At 73.9% G+C, this 15,848-nt stretch carries 13 protein-coding genes; 2 read left to right on the top strand and 11 right to left on the bottom strand.

Going from position 1 to position 15,848, the window contains the following annotated elements; translation table 11 throughout:
• Positions 1-85 precede the first annotated feature (85 nt).
• Positions 86-715, bottom strand: a complete 630-nt coding sequence (locus ACIBK9_RS08355) for a class I SAM-dependent methyltransferase (RefSeq protein ID WP_397156293.1) — start codon at positions 713-715, stop codon at positions 86-88.
• 234 nt (positions 716-949) lie between these two features.
• Between ACIBK9_RS08355 and ACIBK9_RS08350 the strand changes: the two genes are divergently transcribed.
• Both ACIBK9_RS08350 and ACIBK9_RS08345 read left to right on the top strand, forming a co-directional pair.
• A complete protein-coding gene (locus ACIBK9_RS08350) occupies positions 950-1,714 on the top strand; it encodes an SDR family NAD(P)-dependent oxidoreductase (protein ID WP_364337607.1) in 765 nt (254 codons plus the stop codon).
• 59 nt (positions 1,715-1,773) lie between these two features.
• Positions 1,774-2,361 carry a DUF4142 domain-containing protein gene (locus ACIBK9_RS08345; protein ID WP_397156290.1) on the top strand — a complete coding sequence of 196 codons (588 nt, stop codon included), beginning with the start codon at positions 1,774-1,776 and terminating at the stop codon, positions 2,359-2,361.
• 197 nt (positions 2,362-2,558) lie between these two features.
• On the opposite strand, the gene ACIBK9_RS08340 is transcribed toward ACIBK9_RS08345, so the two are convergent.
• The 10 genes from ACIBK9_RS08340 to ACIBK9_RS08295 all read right to left on the bottom strand — a co-directional run bounded on the left by ACIBK9_RS08340 (position 2,559) and on the right by ACIBK9_RS08295 (position 15,801).
• Positions 2,559-5,657 carry a chondroitinase family polysaccharide lyase gene (locus ACIBK9_RS08340; RefSeq protein ID WP_397156288.1) on the bottom strand — a complete coding sequence of 1,033 codons (3,099 nt, stop codon included), beginning with the start codon at positions 5,655-5,657 and terminating at the stop codon, positions 2,559-2,561.
• A gap of 59 nt (positions 5,658-5,716) precedes the next feature.
• Positions 5,717-7,090 (bottom strand): WD40 repeat domain-containing protein, encoded by a 1,374-nt coding sequence (locus ACIBK9_RS08335; protein WP_397156286.1) that lies wholly within the window; start codon positions 7,088-7,090, stop codon positions 5,717-5,719.
• Positions 7,091-7,158: 68 nt separating this feature from the next.
• On the bottom strand, positions 7,159-8,571 hold the full coding sequence (locus ACIBK9_RS08330) for an aldehyde dehydrogenase family protein (RefSeq protein ID WP_397156284.1): 1,413 nt from the start codon (positions 8,569-8,571) through the stop codon (positions 7,159-7,161).
• Positions 8,568-9,665, bottom strand: coding sequence for a P1 family peptidase (locus ACIBK9_RS08325; RefSeq protein WP_397156282.1), 1,098 nt, complete (start codon positions 9,663-9,665; stop codon positions 8,568-8,570). Before ACIBK9_RS08325 ends, ACIBK9_RS08330 begins: the two co-directional genes overlap by 4 nt.
• Positions 9,665-10,846 (bottom strand): M20 family metallopeptidase, encoded by a 1,182-nt coding sequence (locus tag ACIBK9_RS08320; protein WP_397156280.1) that lies wholly within the window; start codon positions 10,844-10,846, stop codon positions 9,665-9,667. Before ACIBK9_RS08320 ends, ACIBK9_RS08325 begins: the two co-directional genes overlap by 1 nt.
• Entirely contained in the window at positions 10,843-11,667 is an 825-nt protein-coding gene (locus ACIBK9_RS08315) for an ATP-binding cassette domain-containing protein (protein WP_397156278.1), read from the bottom strand. The genes ACIBK9_RS08320 and ACIBK9_RS08315 overlap by 4 nt, the downstream gene beginning before the upstream one ends.
• On the bottom strand, positions 11,636-12,550 hold the full coding sequence (locus ACIBK9_RS08310; protein ID WP_397156276.1) for an ABC transporter ATP-binding protein: 915 nt from the start codon (positions 12,548-12,550) through the stop codon (positions 11,636-11,638). Before ACIBK9_RS08310 ends, ACIBK9_RS08315 begins: the two co-directional genes overlap by 32 nt.
• Positions 12,537-13,370: an ABC transporter permease gene (locus ACIBK9_RS08305; RefSeq protein WP_387669505.1), complete on the bottom strand. Its 834-nt coding sequence runs from the start codon at positions 13,368-13,370 to the stop codon at positions 12,537-12,539. Before ACIBK9_RS08305 ends, ACIBK9_RS08310 begins: the two co-directional genes overlap by 14 nt.
• Positions 13,367-14,305: an ABC transporter permease gene (locus tag ACIBK9_RS08300; protein WP_397156274.1), complete on the bottom strand. Its 939-nt coding sequence runs from the start codon at positions 14,303-14,305 to the stop codon at positions 13,367-13,369. Before ACIBK9_RS08300 ends, ACIBK9_RS08305 begins: the two co-directional genes overlap by 4 nt.
• The gene (locus ACIBK9_RS08295) at positions 14,302-15,801 is read right to left on the bottom strand and encodes an ABC transporter substrate-binding protein (protein WP_397156272.1); all 1,500 of its coding nucleotides are present in this window, start codon (positions 15,799-15,801) and stop codon (positions 14,302-14,304) included. Before ACIBK9_RS08295 ends, ACIBK9_RS08300 begins: the two co-directional genes overlap by 4 nt.
• Between the last annotated feature and the right edge of the window lie 47 nt (positions 15,802-15,848).

Genomic DNA, 15,848 nt, shown 5'->3' with positions numbered 1-15,848 from the left:
CGACGGGTCGGGCTCCAGCCGGAAGCGGGGAGCCGAGAGCCGGAAGCCGGATATCCGGCACTCCCAGGGGCCGCCGGGCCTGTTCTCAGAGCGTGGCCACCACCGCGTAGCGCTCGTCGGTGATCTCCTTGCCCCACAATGCCGGGTCGGGCAGGGGATGCACCCGAAGGTCGCCGACCAGGGGACGGAGGGCCGTGGTCAGGTTGTCGGCGGTGACGCCGCCCATCCACGGGAAGTGCTCACCCGGCACGTAGTCGGACTGACCGCCGGAGGTCTGCCAGCGGCCTTCGACCAGCACCAGCCGGCCGCCGGGGCGCAGCAGCGACACCCAGCGGGCCAGCGCCGCCTCCGGATCGGGGATGGTCCACAGCAGGTGGCGGGCCAGCACGACGTCGAAGCGGCGGTCGGCGACGGGCGGGTCGGCCGCGTCTCCCGTCAGCACCGTGGCGCCGGTGGCGGCCAGCTTGGCCCGGGCGCGTTCGACCATGCGCGGGGCCAGGTCGACGGCGGTCAGACGATGACCCTGGACGGCCAGCAGCAACGACAACGAGCCCGTGCCGCAGCCCAGGTCGAGCACGTCGAGCGGCCCGGCGGGCACCCACTCGGCCAGGCGCGCCGCCCAGGCGGCCCTGACCTCGGGGTCGCGGAGCCCGTGGTCGGCTTCGTCGTCGAAGGAGTCGGCGGCGGCGTCCCAGAAGCCTGCGATGGTCGTCATGAGTCGCATCCTGGCAGGCGCCGCCGACAGTTTCGGGGCCAGCGTCCGTACGCCCCCACGCGCCGGGATCCCCGCCCCGGCGCGGCCCCTGACCCACCGGCCGTTCCGCGCGCCCCACGCGCGGCCAGCGCCAGGCGGGCAGGGAGGGCGGCACGGGGAGGGCGGTCGCGGGACGGGCAGTCGTGGGCGGAGAACCTGGTGTACTGGTCTGACCAGTCGCTAGTGTTTCTCAGCATGACGGGATATGACGCGCTGTTCCGCCTCGACGGGCGGCGGGCCGTGGTGATCGGGGCCGGCAGCGGGATCGGCAGGGAGTCGGCGTTCGCCCTGGCCGCGCATGGGGCGTCCGTGGTGTGCGCGGACCGGGACCTGGCCGCCGCGCAGGAGACAGCCGCCGGGTGCGGGGGCACGGCCCGGCTGCTCGACGTGCTGGACGCCGACGCCGTCCGGGCGGCCGCCGCCGAGGAGCCGGCCGACGTGCTGGTGTTCACGGCGGCGACGAACGTGCGCAAGCGGCTGCTCGACTACTCCGGCGAGGAGTTCGACCGGGTGGTGGGGCTCAACCTGCGGGCCTCGTTCGACGTGGTGCGGGCCTTCGGCGCCGGGATGGTGCGGCGGGGGCGCGGGTCGATCATCGGGTTCGCGTCGATCCGGGCGTCGGTGACCGAGCCGGGGCAGGGTGTCTACTCGGCCACGAAAGCGGGGCTGGTGCAGTTGCTGCGGACGGCGGCGGCCGAGTTCGGCCCGCACGGCGTGCGCGTCAACGCGATCGCGCCCGGCGTCGTGGAGACCCCGCTGACCCGGCAGATCAAGGACAACCCCGACTGGTACGCCGCGTACGCCGCCAAGAGCGCCCTCGGCCGGTGGGCCACCGCGCCCGAGATGGCCGGCGCGGTGGTCTACCTGGCCGGCGACGCGGCGAGCTTCGTGACGGGCTCGGTGTTGTACGTGGACGGCGGCTGGACCGCCGTGGACGGCCGTTTCGATCCGCCCAATTAACTCGAATACTCCCGACCGGATGGGGCAGCAGGCACGGGTCCCATTGAAGGGAGGGACTCATGAGAACAGCACGGAGCCACTTAGCACCCGCGGGAATCGCGGCCGTGCTGGCGTTGACCGTGTCCGCCACGGCCCCCGCCGCCACCACCGTCCGGCCGGTGGCCGCGCCCGGCGCCGCAGCCGCCCCGTCCGTCCAGGCGTTCCACGCCTCGGGCCAGGACCGGGCGTACCTGCGGCAGGCGCACCGCGGCAATCTCGCCGAGATCGCGGCCGGGAAGGCCGCGCTGCGCAGGTCGCACGACGAGGACGTGCGCGAGATCGCCTGGCGGCTGATCCGTGACCACCGCAAGCTCGACGCCCGGCTGCGCGAGGTCGCGCACCGGCTGCGCGTCAGCCTTCCTGACGCGCCCAGCGCCGCCCAGCGCGACGACCTGGACGCGGTGCTCGCCCGCCGTTCCGGGCACCGGTTCGACCGGGCGTGGCTGCGCCTGGAGGCCGGGGCGCACGAGCAGACGCTCACGCTGATCCGGCGCGAGCTGCGGGACGGTCACTCCGGCTGGGTGCGGGACCTGGCGCGCGACGGCGCCCCCGCGGTCCGGCACCACCTGCGCGAGGTCCGCGCGGAACTCGACCGGCACACCCGCTGACCGGGCGTGCACCATCCCGCCCCGCGACCAGGACGCGAACCGTCTGACCGGGAGCGTGAACGGTCCGACTGGAGACATGAACCGTCCGACCGGGAACGCGGACCGGCCGACCAGGACGTGAACCGGCTGATCGGGACGGTGGTCGTCGCGGTCGCGGTCGTGATCCCCGGGCGGGGGCGCCCCCGCCCCCGCCCGGGTCAGGTCGCGGGAGTCAGCCGCACCTGCACCGGCCGTCCGTGCACGGTCTCGAACTCCAGGACCGTGCGCGGCCCGGTGATCCTCGCCCGGCACGGTTGGCCGGCGTCCGCCCGCCACCGGCCGTCCAGGGTCACCCGCATGCGGTGCGGGTGGCTGGGGGCGGCCAGCCAGGGCCGCGACCACGGGCTGTAGTGCCCGACGTAGCGGCCCTTCTCGTACTGGTCGTGGTCGATCCCGCCGTAGAGGCGCAGGTCCGGATCGCATACCGCGATCACCAGCGTCTCCCCTTCCGTACGGACGAGCAGCATCGAAGGCGTGTCCACCTCGCGTACCAGACCTTCCAGACGGGTGCGCTCGAACACCGCGTACCCGGTGATGCCGGTGTCCCGATCCCGTACGACGTGGGCCGCCGTGTCGGCGTGCAGCACCCGGTAAGGGGCGCTCGCGGCGTCCCCCATCGCGGCGGCGAAGCCGGCCATGCGCTCGGCCGTGGCGTTCACCACCATCGCGTACTCGTACGTCCCGTTCCGAGGGGCGGTGCCGTGCCTGATCCAGGCTGTGGCGAAGTCTCCGCTGGTGGGCTCTTCCGTGGCGTTGTTGCGGGAGGTCTGGGCCGAGCGGGTCAGGGCCACTTTCTGCCCGGGCGCCAGGTAGTAGCCGATGCCCTTGTCGTCGAGCAGCCAGCGCGGGCCGCCGTCGAGCGCCTGGTGGGGGAAGGCCGTGACAGCGGCGCCGTCCACCACGGTGGGCGCGGTCCTGGCCGGCAGCCGGGTCTGGAAGAGGGTGGTCTCCGTCTCGTCCGCGATGTCGTCGTTGGTGATGCCGGTGCCCAGGGCCACGACGCGGTCGTCGAACAGGAACACCGACTTGCGGGCCCGGTGCGTGCCGTCGTACTTGGGGTGTCCGTGCAGGTCCATGGCGAACAGGGCGTTGCGTCCGTCGATGGTGCAGGCTCCGGCGAAACGGGAGTCGGTGAGGAGCATCTCCTCGATGGCCCCGGTCAGGTCGCCCTTGAGCTGGTCGAGCGGTTTGTGGATGACCGTGGTGCCGGGGCGGCGGTTCCAGTCCCAGCCGGGCTGGGCGTAGCCGCTGTCCTGGTTGGTGACGGGGTCGCCGCGGTGCAGGACCTGGATCTGGCCGTAGGTGTTGTAGCGGCCGTACCAGTTGGCGCCGACGTAGATCTCGGTGCTCCACAGGTACCGGTTGTGCCCGCGTACGGTGATCTGCCATTCGTCGCGGCGGTGCACGGCCAGCGCCGCGTAGTTGAGCGCCCAGGCGCCGGTCGGAGCCGGTTCCGGGGCGATGCCGCGCGCGGCGAGCCGGGCCGCGAGCTCCTTCTGCCGCGGCGTCGGGTTGCCGGGCAGCAGGCGCAGGAAGGCTGCGGCGATCTCATCGTCGATCGGGGCAAGCCACTCGAACGGCACGATCGACAGCGCGGTGGCGCCGCTGGGATTGCGGCCGCTGATCGAGATCGGCCAGTGGTTCTTGTTGGCGTAGACCCGCTGCGTGAGCAGCGCCTTGCGCAGCCAGCCGGACGCCTCGGACGAGATCGCGAACGAGCCGCCGTGCAGGACGTAGACCAGCGGCGCGAGCCCGGCGAAGCCGTCGCGGACGTAGTCGGGGAAGAAGCCGACGTGGTGGAAGGCGGTGCCGTCCACCTTGATGCCGTCCTGGATGCCGTCGGTGGGCAGGAGGGTGGCGTTCAGCCAGTCGCGCAGCGCCCGCAGGTACGCCACCTGCTGCGCCTCGCCGTCGCGCAGCAGCACGGCCGCCAGCATGCCGCGGACCGTGGTGTTGTAGAGGTCCATCATGCTGCCCCGGGCCATCCGGAAGCCGAAACCGCGGAAGATCCGGCCGAGTCCGCTCAGCCATTCCAGGTCCGCTCGTACCCGCTGCAACTCCCCCGCCTCGCGCAGGGCGTCCCGCATGAGGTAGACGGAGTCGTACAGGCCGCGGACGTCGTAGCCGAGGTGGTGGATCGTGCCCTGGCAGCTGCCCTTCGTCCAGCCCTGTTCCCGCAGGTGGGCGACCATGCGCAGGTAGAGGGCGGCCAGCGCGGGACGTTCGGCGGGGGCGGCCTGGTGGGCCTGGGCGATCGTCTTCATCAGGTCGGTGCAGGCGCGCAGCGTGACCGGGTTCACGAACGCCTTGAGCTCGGCGGCGATCTCGGCCGGGTAGATCTGCGCCTGGTAGGCGTGCGTGGGACGGCCCTCCAGGGCGGCGACCTGCGCGGTCAGCCCCGGCACGTCCGGCTTGACCGGGGCGGTCAGGTACTCGTCGTGGTAGCGGGCGTGCAGGGCGCGCAGCGAGGCCAGCTCGGCGGCGGACGGCGGCGACAGGTCGGGCTCGACGGTGGCCAGCAGCCGGTCGAAGCGGTGGAGGGCCTGCCAGTGCTGGTTGTCGTACTCGTCGCCCTCGGGGGCGATGTCGGGGAGCTGGTGGTCGCGGCAGGGGGCGTCGGGACGCAGCGGCACGTTGAGCATGAGCTGGTCGAGGTGCAGGGTCCCGGCCCTGCCTGGGGCGACGATCCGCAGGGTGTCCATGTCGGGGTGGGGCCGGCCGTGCATGTCGTAGGCGTACCGCACCCAGGCGGTACGCCACCCGCTGAACCCGAGCCGGAACTCGAACCACAGGTCGGTGCGCTCACCCCGCCCGAACTCGAACCGCAGCACGTCGTCCACCGGCTCGGCGTTGTGCACCCACACGCAGAACGCGTCCACCAGCCCCTGCCACGCCTGGTCGTCGCCGAGCCGGTAGGGGTCGGGCGCCCACCGCAGCGGCGCCCGCACGGTGATCACGTCACGGCTCGCGTGCTCCCAGCGCAGCGACCTCGTGCCGCACACGGCGACCCGGTCGCTGATCGACAACGTGGAGCCGGGCCCGGCGGCGAAGTGCGGAGGGACGGCGCTCTCCAGCAGGAACACCGGCGGGTCCATCGCCATGGCCCGCTGCTCCAGCCCTTCGGCGGCCACTCCCCCGGCGGCCGGTCCTCCCACCAGGCCGGACGCCGCCAGTGCCGCCGTCCCCGGGCCGCCGCCCGCGAGGAAAGCGCTTGCCGCACCTGCCTTGAACACCGTTCTGCGCGTGATCTCCACCATGCGCGCCATCCAACGCGAGCGCTGCGGCAAGGTAAAGACATCTGGTCAAACCGTTACCCTCATCGGAGGGAGCAGAGGCTCACGTCGCCGTCGCCGCCGCCGTAGTCCGAAGGGTCCGCGCCGCCGGTGTAGCGGTCCCAGTCCGCCCTGTTCAAGATCTGCGGGCCGTGGTCGCACAGGTCCTGCTCAGGGTCGGTGACCACCTGCCGCAGGTCGTGCAGGTCCCAGAGGGAGAAGGTGGTGCTCTCGGGGGCGGCCAGCAGGGCGCTTCGGGCGCCGTCGCTCAACGCCACCCCCCGCACCTCCGACGGGTACCCGCGCAGCCCGCCCAGCCGGACGGGCCGGGAAGGCACGGACAGGTCCCAGAGCGATCCGTTGCCGTTGGAGCCCGCCAGGAGGGCGGTCCCGCCGTCCGGCGTGAGGGCCACGTCGAGCATGTCCGCCGGAGGCATCCCTATGACGGCGGTCAAGGCCGGACGGGCCGGGTCGCCGAGCGTCCAGACCTCCGCCTGGCTCCGCCGGTCGGCCCCCGGGTCGCGCCGCGCGACGACGAGGACGCGTCCGTCGCCGCTCAGGGCGGCGGCCGTGCCGGTGTAGATGGCCGGAGTCAGCTCGGCGGCCTTCACCGGGTGCGCCGGATCCGCCAGGTTCCAGATCGTCACCGGGCCATCGTCGGACGTGGTGACCGCCGTCCTGCCGTCGCCGCTGAGGTCGAGGTCGTCCGTCGCGGAGTCGTGGACGGCGGTGACCGAGCGCCGGACCGGGTGGTCGCGTACGGTCAGGTCCCACACCAGCAGGTTCCCGGCGAAGTCGGCGACCACGGCGACCCGGCCGTCCCGGCTCACCGCCACCGCCTGGACGTCGTCGAGCGACCCCTTCGCCGCCACGCCCGGCAACGTCGCCCGCCGGGCCGGGTGGGCGGGATCGGTGAGGTCCCACACGGTCGTGGCGCCGTCGTCGCCGCCGGTCAGAGCGGTGCGGCCGTCGTGGGAGAGCGCCGGCGCCGCGCCCTCGGGCCCGTCCAGCGTGACCGATTTCCCGGAGCCGAGCTCCCAGACCTCGGCCTTGCCGTTCCCGGCGACCAGGCCGACGCGCCCGTCGCCGCTCAGCTCGGCGTGCCGGACGCCGCCGGAGTCGCGGGGCTGGAGGTCGTCCCTGCGCCCCAGCAGGAGGGTGTCGGTCAGCCCGGCGCGGGTCTGGTCGTCGGCGTGCACGCCCACAGCGGCCAGGCCGAGGTCGCGCGCCTTGACCGGATCGTCCCCGCGCAGCTCGGCGGCGTGCAGCGCGAGCCCGTGGGCCAGCGCGACGCGCTCCCGGTCCCGCGCCTGCCCGTGCTCCCGCCACCAGGCCGTGCCGGCGCAGGTCAGGGCGACGGCCAGGAGGGCGGCGAGCACGGGCAGGGCCCTGCCGGCGCGCGCTCGCGGGACAACCACCGGATCGTCCGTCCGAATAGCCAAGGCACGCGCCTCCTCGCCGTTTGGGCGCCACCCTACAGCGGCCGTCAGGGGCGGATGATCGCCATTCTGGTCACCGTCATTTCCTCCATGGCGAAGCGCGGGCCCTCGCGGCCGCTGCCCGAGTCCTTGACGCCGCCGTACGGCATGTTGTCGGCGCGGAAGCCGGGCACCTCGTTCACCACCACGCCGCCGGTCTGGATGCGTTCGATCGCGGTGAAGGCGGTGGCCAGCGAGCGGGTGTAGACGGAGGCGTGCAGGCCGTACCGGGAGCGGTTGACGGCCTCGAAGGCGGCGTCGAGGTCCGGCACCCCGCGGACGCACACCACCGGGCCGAAGATCTCCTCGTCCCACGCGGCGGCGCCGTCGGGCACCCCGGACAGCACGGTCGGCGCGATCGCCCGGCCCTCGCGGACCCCGCCGGCGACCACCTCGGCGCCCGAGTCGCCGATCCACGCAAGGACGCGGTCGGTGGCGGCGGCGTCGATCAGCGGGGCCACGCGGGTCCCGGGCAGGCGCGGGTCGCCGACGGCGACGTCCTTGACGCGGGCGGCCAGCAGTGCCAGGAACTCCTCCCGTACGGGCTCCTCCACCAGCACCCGCTGCACCGCGATGCACGCCTGCCCGGAGGCGTAGTAGCCGCCGCGCACGACGGCGTCGGCGGCGGCCGCCAGGTCGGCGTCGGCGGCGACCACGAGGGCGGCGTTGGAGCCGAGTTCGAGCAGCACCTTGGTGGGGGCGGCGGCGCGGGCGATGGCGTGCCCGGCGGCGGCCGAGCCGGTGAAGGAGACCGCGCCGATCCGCCGGTCCTCGACCAGCGTGCGGCCGACCTCGACGTCCCCGGTGACGAGCTGGACGGCGGCGGGCGGCAGGCCGCCCTCGCGGAGCAGGTGCACCAGCCGGAGCGTGGCCAGGGGCGTCGCCGGGGCGGGCTTGACGATCACCGGGCAGCCGGCCGCGACCGCCGGAGCGATCTTGTGGGCGGCCAGGAGCAGCGGGTAGTTGTAGCCGGTGATCCCGACGACGACGCCGATCGGCCGCCGCGTCCAGAACCCGATCAGCCCCTCCCCCGACGGCAGCAGGTCCAGCGGGACGGTCTCGCCGTGCAGCCGGGCGACCTCCTCGGCGGCCGTGGCGAGGGTGAGCAGCGTCCTGGCCACCTCGACCCGGCAGTCGACCAGCGGCTTGCCGGTCTCCAGGACCAGCAGCCGCTCGAACTCCTCGCGGCGGGCGGCGAGCGCGTCGTGCGCGGCCATGAGCGCGGCGCGGCGGGCGTGCGAGGGCAGCGCGGCCATGGCGGGCGCGACGGCCAGCGCCGCCTCCAGGGCGCGGACGGCGTGGTCGGGAGTGCCCAGCGGGGCACGGGCGACCACCGAGCCGTCGTAGGGGAAGATCACCTCGGTGGTGTCCTCGGTGGCGGTCCATCCGTCTCCGATGGGCAGGCCGTCCGGCCAGGTCATCTGTCTCCCCCTAGGACGCTCGGGAACACGTCGAGGTACGCGGGCGCGTCCTCGCGGCCGGTGGCGGCGAGCATGGCGTGGGCCACCGCCCGGCTGAACACGTCGGCCGCGGCGGCCAGGACGTCCTGGAGCCCGTCGGGGCCGGGGGCCGGGCGGGCGCAGGCGGCCAGGCCGAAGACGGTGTCGCCGTCGACCATGGTGTGGGCCGGCCGGATGGCTCTGGCCAAGCCGTCGTGGGCCACCCCGGCCAGCTTGCCGCACTGGGCCTTGGTGAGGGTGAGGTCGGTGGCCACCACGCCGATGGTGGTGTTGAACGAGGTGACCTTGTCCGGCTGCCACGCCCCGGCCTCGGCGGGGTCCGGGCGGCGCAGGTGGCCGAACTCGCCCGGCAGGCCGTAGCGGACGCCGGCGAGGGTGGCGCCCGCCGGGTCGAGCACGGATCCGGCGGCGTTGACGACGGCCAGGGCGGCCACGGTGACGCCGCCGGGCAGGACGGCGCTGGCCGTCCCGACGCCGCCGGCCAGGCCGCCCGCCATCGCCCCGGCGCCGGCCCCGATGGACCCGCTGGCCGTGGGAGGCGCGGTGGCGTGCCGGGCCGCGCCGCCGTGGCGGGGCGGGGGTGCGGGGAAGGGCGGTTCGTGCGCCGGAGTGCGGGCGGCGGCGTAGGCCGCGGCGCCGAGGGCGGCGTCGGGGGTGGCGCGGAAGTCGCCGCCGCGCCCGAGGTCGTAGATGACGGCCGCCGGGACGATGGGCACCACGCCGCCCGCCACCGGGAAGCCGATGCCCGCGTCGGCCAGCCCGTCCATCACCCCGCACGCCGCGCTCAGCCCGTACGCGCTGCCGCCCGACAGCACGACGGCGTGCACGCGCTCGACCAGGTTGCGCGGATCGAGCAACTCGGTCTCGCGGGTGCCGGGAGCGGCGCCGCGCACGTCGACGCCGGCCACCACGCCCTCCGGCGGCGCCAGCACCACGGTCGTGCCCGTGCGGTAGCCGCCGCCCACCCGGTGCGCGTGCCCGACGCGCAGCCCGGCGACGTCCACCAGCGAGTTCGTCGGCCCGGGACGCATGCCGGGGGCGGGTTCGGCGAGCATCAGAAGTCCCGGTGCAGGAAGCGCCGCGCCGCCTCGGCGAACACCCGGGTGCACCGGACGATCTCGGCGACCTCGACGTACTCGTCCGCCTGGTGGGCGATCCACTTGCCGCCGGGGCCGTACACGACGGAGGGGACGCCGCCCCAGTGGGTCAGCACGGTCCCGTCCGTCGAGCCCGGCACGCCGCCGTAGACCGGCTCCTCCCCCGTCACCGTACGGTGGGCCGCCGCCAGCGCGGCCACCACCGGGTCGGTCACCGGCACGTCCACCGGCGGCCGGTCCACCAGGACCGACACCGACGCCTCGATCCCGTCCCCGGCCGCGGCGAGGGCGGCCACCCGGTCGGCCACCACCTTGTGCTCCAGCCCGGGGATCGTGCGCACGTCGACGAAGACGGACGCCGTGGCGGGGATGACGTTGACCTGCTCCTCGCTGCCCGCCCGGACCACCGTCGGGGTGACGTACACCTCGCCGAGGTGCTCGTGGGCCGGATGCCGTTCCTGGAGCTCCCGCTGGAGGCCGCGCAGGGCGACCAGCAGCGTGCCGACCGCCTGGACGGGGTTGCGGCCGTGCTGTGGCATCGCGCCGTGGGCCATCTTGCCGGTGAGGTCGACGCGCAGCCGCAGCGCGCCCTTGGCCACCGCGCAGATCTCCCCGGCCTCGGGCTCGGCGACGATCGCGCCGTCCACGCCGTCGGCCAGGCCGGAGGCGACGAAGTGGTGGGCGCCGATCATCAGGCCCTCCTCGTCGGCCAGCGCGCACACCTTGATCCGGCCGGGGAACGGGCCGGCGAGCTGGAGTGCGCGGGTGGCGTAGAGGGTGGCGGCCAGGCCGGACTTCATGTCGGCGCTGCCCCGGCCCCACAGCCGCCCGTCGCGGATCTCGCCGCCGAACGGGTCGACGGTCCAGGTGGACAGGTCGCCCTCGGTCACGACGTCGGTGTGGCCCTCGAACATCAGCGTCGGCCCGTCGCCGCCGCCGCCCTCGACCACCGCGACGACGTTGGGCCGCCCGGCGGCGGCCTCGCTCACGACCGGGTCCCAGCCCCACTCGCGCATCCTGGCCTCGACCAGCTCGGCGGCAGGCCGCTCGGTGCGCCCGCGCGCGGGGTCGTTGGTGCTGGGGATGCGCACCAGGGCCTGCGTGAACTCCACGACTCCCCGCTCGTCGACCTCGATCACAACAATCCCTCCAGGGTCGGTACGGCCTGCAGCAGGTCACGCGTGTACGGGTGGCGCGGCGCGGCCCAGACGTCGTCCACCGGGCCGGTCTCGACGATCTCGCCGCCGCTCATGACGGCCACGGTCTCGCAGACGTGCCGGACCACCGACAGGTCGTGCGAGACGAACACGAGCGTGAGGCCCAGCTCGTCCACCAGGTCGGCGAGCAGGTTGAGGATCTGGCCGCGGACGGACACGTCGAGGGCGCTGACGGGCTCGTCGGCGACCAGCACCTTCGGCCGGGGCGCGAGCGCGCGGGCGATGGCGATGCGCTGCCGCTGACCGCCGGAGAACTGGTGGGGGTAGCGGTCGGCGGCCGAGGCGGGCAGGCCGACCGCCTCCAGCAGCTCGGCCACCCGCCCGCCGACCGGCAGGCCGAGCGCGACCAGCGGCTCGGCCACCAGGTCCCGCACGCGCATGCGCGGGTCGAGCGAGCTCATCGGGTCCTGGAAGACGATCTGCAGGTTCTCCCGCAGGAAGCGCAGCCGCCGCTCCGGCAGGCCGGTGATCTCCCGCCCGTCGAAGACGACGGACCCGCCGGTGGGCCGGTCCAGGCCGCACAGCAGGCGCAGCAGCGTGGACTTGCCGGAGCCGGACTCGCCGACGATGCCGAACCGCTCGCCGCGGCGGACGGTCAGCGACACCTCCCGCAGGGCGTGGACGGGCGCGCCCGGCCTGGTGAGCGAGGTGCGCGGGCGGTGGTAGACGCGGCTGAGACGGCGCGCCTCGATCAGCGCGTCGCCAGAGGGCTCATTCGGTGGGGTGCCAGCATGCGTGGGCATGGCCGTCTCCTGTCAGCGCCGGCGGGGTCTCGCACCGCGGGGTGGCGTGCGGGCAGCGGTTGCGGAACACGCAGCCCTCGGGGAAGGCGCCCGCGGGCGGCACGCTGCCCTTGATGGTCGGGAGCCTGGTGCCGCGCGGCGTGAGCCGGGAGGCGGCCAGCAGGCCCTCGGTGTACCGGTGGCGGGGGCGGGTGAAGACCTCGCGGATGGGCCCGGTCTCGACGACGCGGCCGCCGTACATGACGATCACCCGCTCGCAGACGGAGGCCACCACCGCCAGGTCGTGGGTGATGAACAGCAGCGCGGGGGCGACCTCGGCGATCAGCTCCAGCATCTGCTTCTGCACGGTGACGTCGAGCGCGGTGGTCGGCTCGTCGCAGACGAGCAGCCCCGGCTCGTTGGCCAGGGCGATGGCGAGCATGACGCGCTGCCGCTGGCCGCCGGAGAGCTGGTGGGGATAGGCGCGGGCGATCTGCCCGGGTTCGGGGAGCCGGACGCGGTCCAGCAGCGCGAGCGCGCGCCGCCCGGCCTCGGCGCGGGGGACGCCGTGCAGGGTCATGGCCTCGGCGACCTGCGCGCCGACGCGCATGAGCGGGTTGAGCGCGGTCATCGGCTCCTGGAAGACCATGGACACCTCGCGCCCGCGCAGGTCCTTCAGCCGCTTCTCGGGCACGCCGACCAGGTCGCGCTCCCCGAGCCTGGCCGTGCCGGCGGCGGTGACGCCCTCGGGCAGCAGGCCCATGAGCGACAGCGCGGTCAGCGACTTGCCGGACCCGGACTCGCCGATCAGCCCGACCCGCTCGCCGGGCCCGATCGCGAACGACACGTCGTGCACGAGCCCCACCGCGCCGGCCCGTACGCAAAGCCCCTCAACCGTCAGCACGGACCCTCCTGAGCTTCGGATCGAGGTGGTCGCGCAGCCCGTCGCCGAGCAGGTTGAACCCGAGGACGGCGAGCGCGATCGCCAGGCCCGGCCACAGCGCGAGACGCGGGGTGGAGAACAGCAGCTCCTGCGACTCCTGCAACATGCGCCCCCAGGACGGCGTCGGCGGCCGGGTGCCGAACCCGAGGAACGACAGCGCCGCCTCGGCCAGGATCGCGATCGCGAACGACACCGACGCCTGCACGATCAGCACGGACCCGATGTTCGGCAGCACGTGCCGCACGGCGATCGCGCCCCGGCGGCGGCCCGCGGCGCGCGCGGCCAGGATGTAGTCGGTCACCATGACCTGGAGCGTCGCGGCGCGGGCCACCCGCGCGAACGCGGGCACGGTGGCCACCCCGATCGCGATCATCGCGGTGAGCGTGCCGGCTCCGTAGACCGCGCCCAGCATGACGGCCAGCAGCAGCGCGGGGAAGGCGAACACCAGGTCGTTGACCCGCATGATCAGCTCCGACAGCCAGCCGCGCGGCGTCATCCCGGCGACCACGCCGAGCGGCACGCCCAGGACGGCGGCGATGCCGACGGCCACCACGCCGACGTAGAGGGTGGTGCGCGCGCCGACCATGAGCTGGCTGAGGGTGTCGCGGCCGAACTTGTCGGCGCCCAGCAGGTAGCCGCCGCCGGGGTCGCGCAGCTTGCGGGCGGCGTCGACGAGGGTCGGATCGTGCGGCGTCCAGACGAACGAGACCAGCGCGGCCAGCGTGACCAGCCCGACCAGCGCGCCGCCGGTCAGCAGCGCGGCGTTCGCGCGGCCCTTCATCGCAGCCTCGGGTCGAGCAGGCGGTAGGCGACGTCCACCACGAAGTTGATCAGCAGGACCGCGGCCACCAGCACCATCACCACACCCTGGACGAGCAGCAGGTCGCGCCCGGCGACGCCGTTGAGCAGCAGGTCGCCGAGCCCGGGCAGGACGAAGACCCGCTCGACCACGACCGCCCCGACCAGCAGGGTGGCCAGTTGCAGGCCGAGCACGGTGACCACGGGGATCGAGGCGTTGCGCAGGCCGTGCCGCCACAGGGCGCCGGTGCTGCCGCGGCCCTTGGCGCGGGCGGTGCGCAGGTAGTCCTCGCGCATGACGTCGAGGACGGCGCTGCGCACGTAGCGGGTGAGCACGGCGCCCTGGACGAGCCCGAGCGACAACCACGGCAGCAGCAGCGAGCGCAGCCACTCCTGCGGGCTGTCGGCGATCGGGACGTACCCGCCGGAGGGCAGGGCCTGGGCCTTCACCGCGAACACGAACACCAGCAGGATGCCCGCCAGGAAGGCGGGGACGGCGATGCCGAGCTGGCCGGCCGCGCTGATCGCCGCGCCGAGCGGGTTGCGGTGGTGCACGGCGGCGAACGTGCCGAGCGGCACCGCGACGGCCAGCGCCAGCACCATGCCGCCCAGCACCAGCACGGCCGTCACGCCGAGCCGCTCGCCGATCTGCGGGCCGATGGGCGAGCTGGTGACGTAGGAGACGCCGAAGTCGCCGTGGGCCAGCCCGCCGATCCAGTCGAGGAACTGCACGGCCGGCGGGCGGTCGGTGCCGAACTGCCGGCGCAGCGCGGCGACCGCGTCGGGGGTGGCGTTGACGCCGAGCGCGATCTCGGCCGGGTCGCCGGGCAGCAGCGCCATGAACGCGAACACCGCGACGGCGGCGACGGCGGCGCTCACGATCAGCACCGCCAGCCGTTTGAGCAGGTAGAGCGTCACTGCTTGGCGAGACCGGTGAAGTCGAAGGACTCCGCGATGGCGTTCTTCGGCAGCCCGGTGACGCCCTTCTTCGCCACGATCAGGTTGGGGAACAGGAACAGCCAGTCGGCGGCGGCGTCGTCGGAGAGCAGCTTGGCGGCCTTCTTCAGGTCGTCGGTCTGCTGCTGCTCGGTGCCGGCGTCGGCGGAGGCGAGGAGTTTGCCGAACTCGGGGTTGTCATAGTGGAAGTAATACGACTTATCGGCAAAAATCCCCATGTCGCGGGGCTCGACGTGGTTGATGATGGACAGGTCGTAGTCGCCCTGCTTGAACACCACGTCCAGCCAGCGGGCCGGGAACTCCAGCGGCTCGATGTCGGCCGTGATGCCCACCTGGGCCAGCTGCGACTTCACGACCTGCGCGCCGGCCACCGCGTACGGCAGGTTGGGGATGCGCATCTTGACCGTCAGCGTCCTGCCGCCCAGCAGTTCCTTGGCCTTGGCCGGGTCGTGGGGGTAGTCGCCGGTGCGGTCCTCGTACCAGGGGTCGGTGGGCGGCACCATAGAGCCGATGAGCTGGCCGCGCCCGGCCCACGCGGTGTCCAGCAGCGCCTTGTGGTCGATGGCGTACCGGACGGCCTGGCGGGCCTTGACGTCGTCGAACGGCGGCCGGGCGTTGTTCATGGACAGCACGACCTCGCCGTTGGTGGTGCCCTCGACCGTCTGGAACCGGTTCGGATCGGCGAACTGCTGCAGCGACTCGGGCGCCTGCACGGCGGAGATGACGTCGATGCCGCCGGTCAGCAACGCGTTGTTCATCGCCGTGGCGTCCTTGAAGTACTTCAGCGTGATCGCCGACAGCGCCGGCTTGGCGCCCCAGTAGGAGGGGTTGGCGGCGAGCTGGATCGACTCGCCGCGCTTCCACGCCCCCAGCGTGTACGGCCCGGTGCCGACGGGCTTGTTGGCCAGATCGGCCACGCCGGTGCGGCTGAACATGGCGCCGAGGCGGGTGGCCAGGGCGTAGAGGAAGCCGTTGCTCGGCCGCTTGAGGGTGACGACGGCGGTGGCGTCGTCGGTCTTGGCCACCTTGTCGATGACGTCGAGCTGGGCCTTGATCTTGAGCTTCCAGTCGCTCCTGACCCGGTCGAGCGAGAACACCACGTCGTCGGCCGTGAACGGCGCCCCGCTGCTGAACGTGACGCCCTTGCGCAGGGTGAAGGTGTAGGTCTTCCGGTCGTCGGAGACCGACCACTTCTCGGCCAGCAGCGGCTTGATCGCGCCGTCCTGGTCGAGCTTGACCAGGCCCTCGTAGACGTTGACCAGCAACGCCTGCGGGATGGCCGCGCCCTCGGTGGCGGTGAAGTCGAGGTTGGCCGGCTCGGCCACGAACCCTACGGACAGGGACTGGGCCTTGGGGGTGCCCGCGGTGCCGGAACCGCCCGAGCCGGAGCCGCCGCCACAGGCGGCTGTGACCAGCAGGAGACCGCCCACGGCGATCCAGATTCCGATTCGCCTCATGTCTTACAGCCTCCTGGCTAGTGCACTGGTCTGACCAGTAGGCTACG

The sequence above is a fragment of the Nonomuraea sp. NPDC050227 genome (genome assembly GCF_044459705.1).
GTDB lineage: Bacteria > Actinomycetota > Actinomycetes > Streptosporangiales > Streptosporangiaceae > Nonomuraea.
The sequence above is the reverse complement of the archived record's forward strand: the minus strand, read 5'-3'. Positions and strand labels throughout refer to the sequence as shown.

What these genes read in the sequence shown, in the direction of transcription:
- ACIBK9_RS08340 (WP_397156288.1), bottom strand. Translation starts at nt 5,657, where the DNA reads ATGGTGGAGATCACGCGCAGAACGGTGTTCAAGGCAGGTGCGGCAAGC.
- ACIBK9_RS08325 (WP_397156282.1), bottom strand. Translation starts at nt 9,665, where the DNA reads ATGCTCGCCGAACCCGCCCCCGGCATGCGTCCCGGGCCGACGAACTCG.
- ACIBK9_RS08330 (WP_397156284.1), bottom strand. Translation starts at nt 8,571, where the DNA reads ATGACCTGGCCGGACGGCCTGCCCATCGGAGACGGATGGACCGCCACC.
- ACIBK9_RS08350 (WP_364337607.1), top strand. Translation starts at nt 950, where the DNA reads ATGACGGGATATGACGCGCTGTTCCGCCTCGACGGGCGGCGGGCCGTG.
- ACIBK9_RS08345 (WP_397156290.1), top strand. Translation starts at nt 1,774, where the DNA reads ATGAGAACAGCACGGAGCCACTTAGCACCCGCGGGAATCGCGGCCGTG.
- ACIBK9_RS08355 (WP_397156293.1), bottom strand. Translation starts at nt 715, where the DNA reads ATGACGACCATCGCAGGCTTCTGGGACGCCGCCGCCGACTCCTTCGAC.
- ACIBK9_RS08295 (WP_397156272.1), bottom strand. Translation starts at nt 15,801, where the DNA reads ATGAGGCGAATCGGAATCTGGATCGCCGTGGGCGGTCTCCTGCTGGTC.
- ACIBK9_RS08315 (WP_397156278.1), bottom strand. Translation starts at nt 11,667, where the DNA reads ATGCCCACGCATGCTGGCACCCCACCGAATGAGCCCTCTGGCGACGCG.
- ACIBK9_RS08305 (WP_387669505.1), bottom strand. Translation starts at nt 13,370, where the DNA reads ATGAAGGGCCGCGCGAACGCCGCGCTGCTGACCGGCGGCGCGCTGGTC.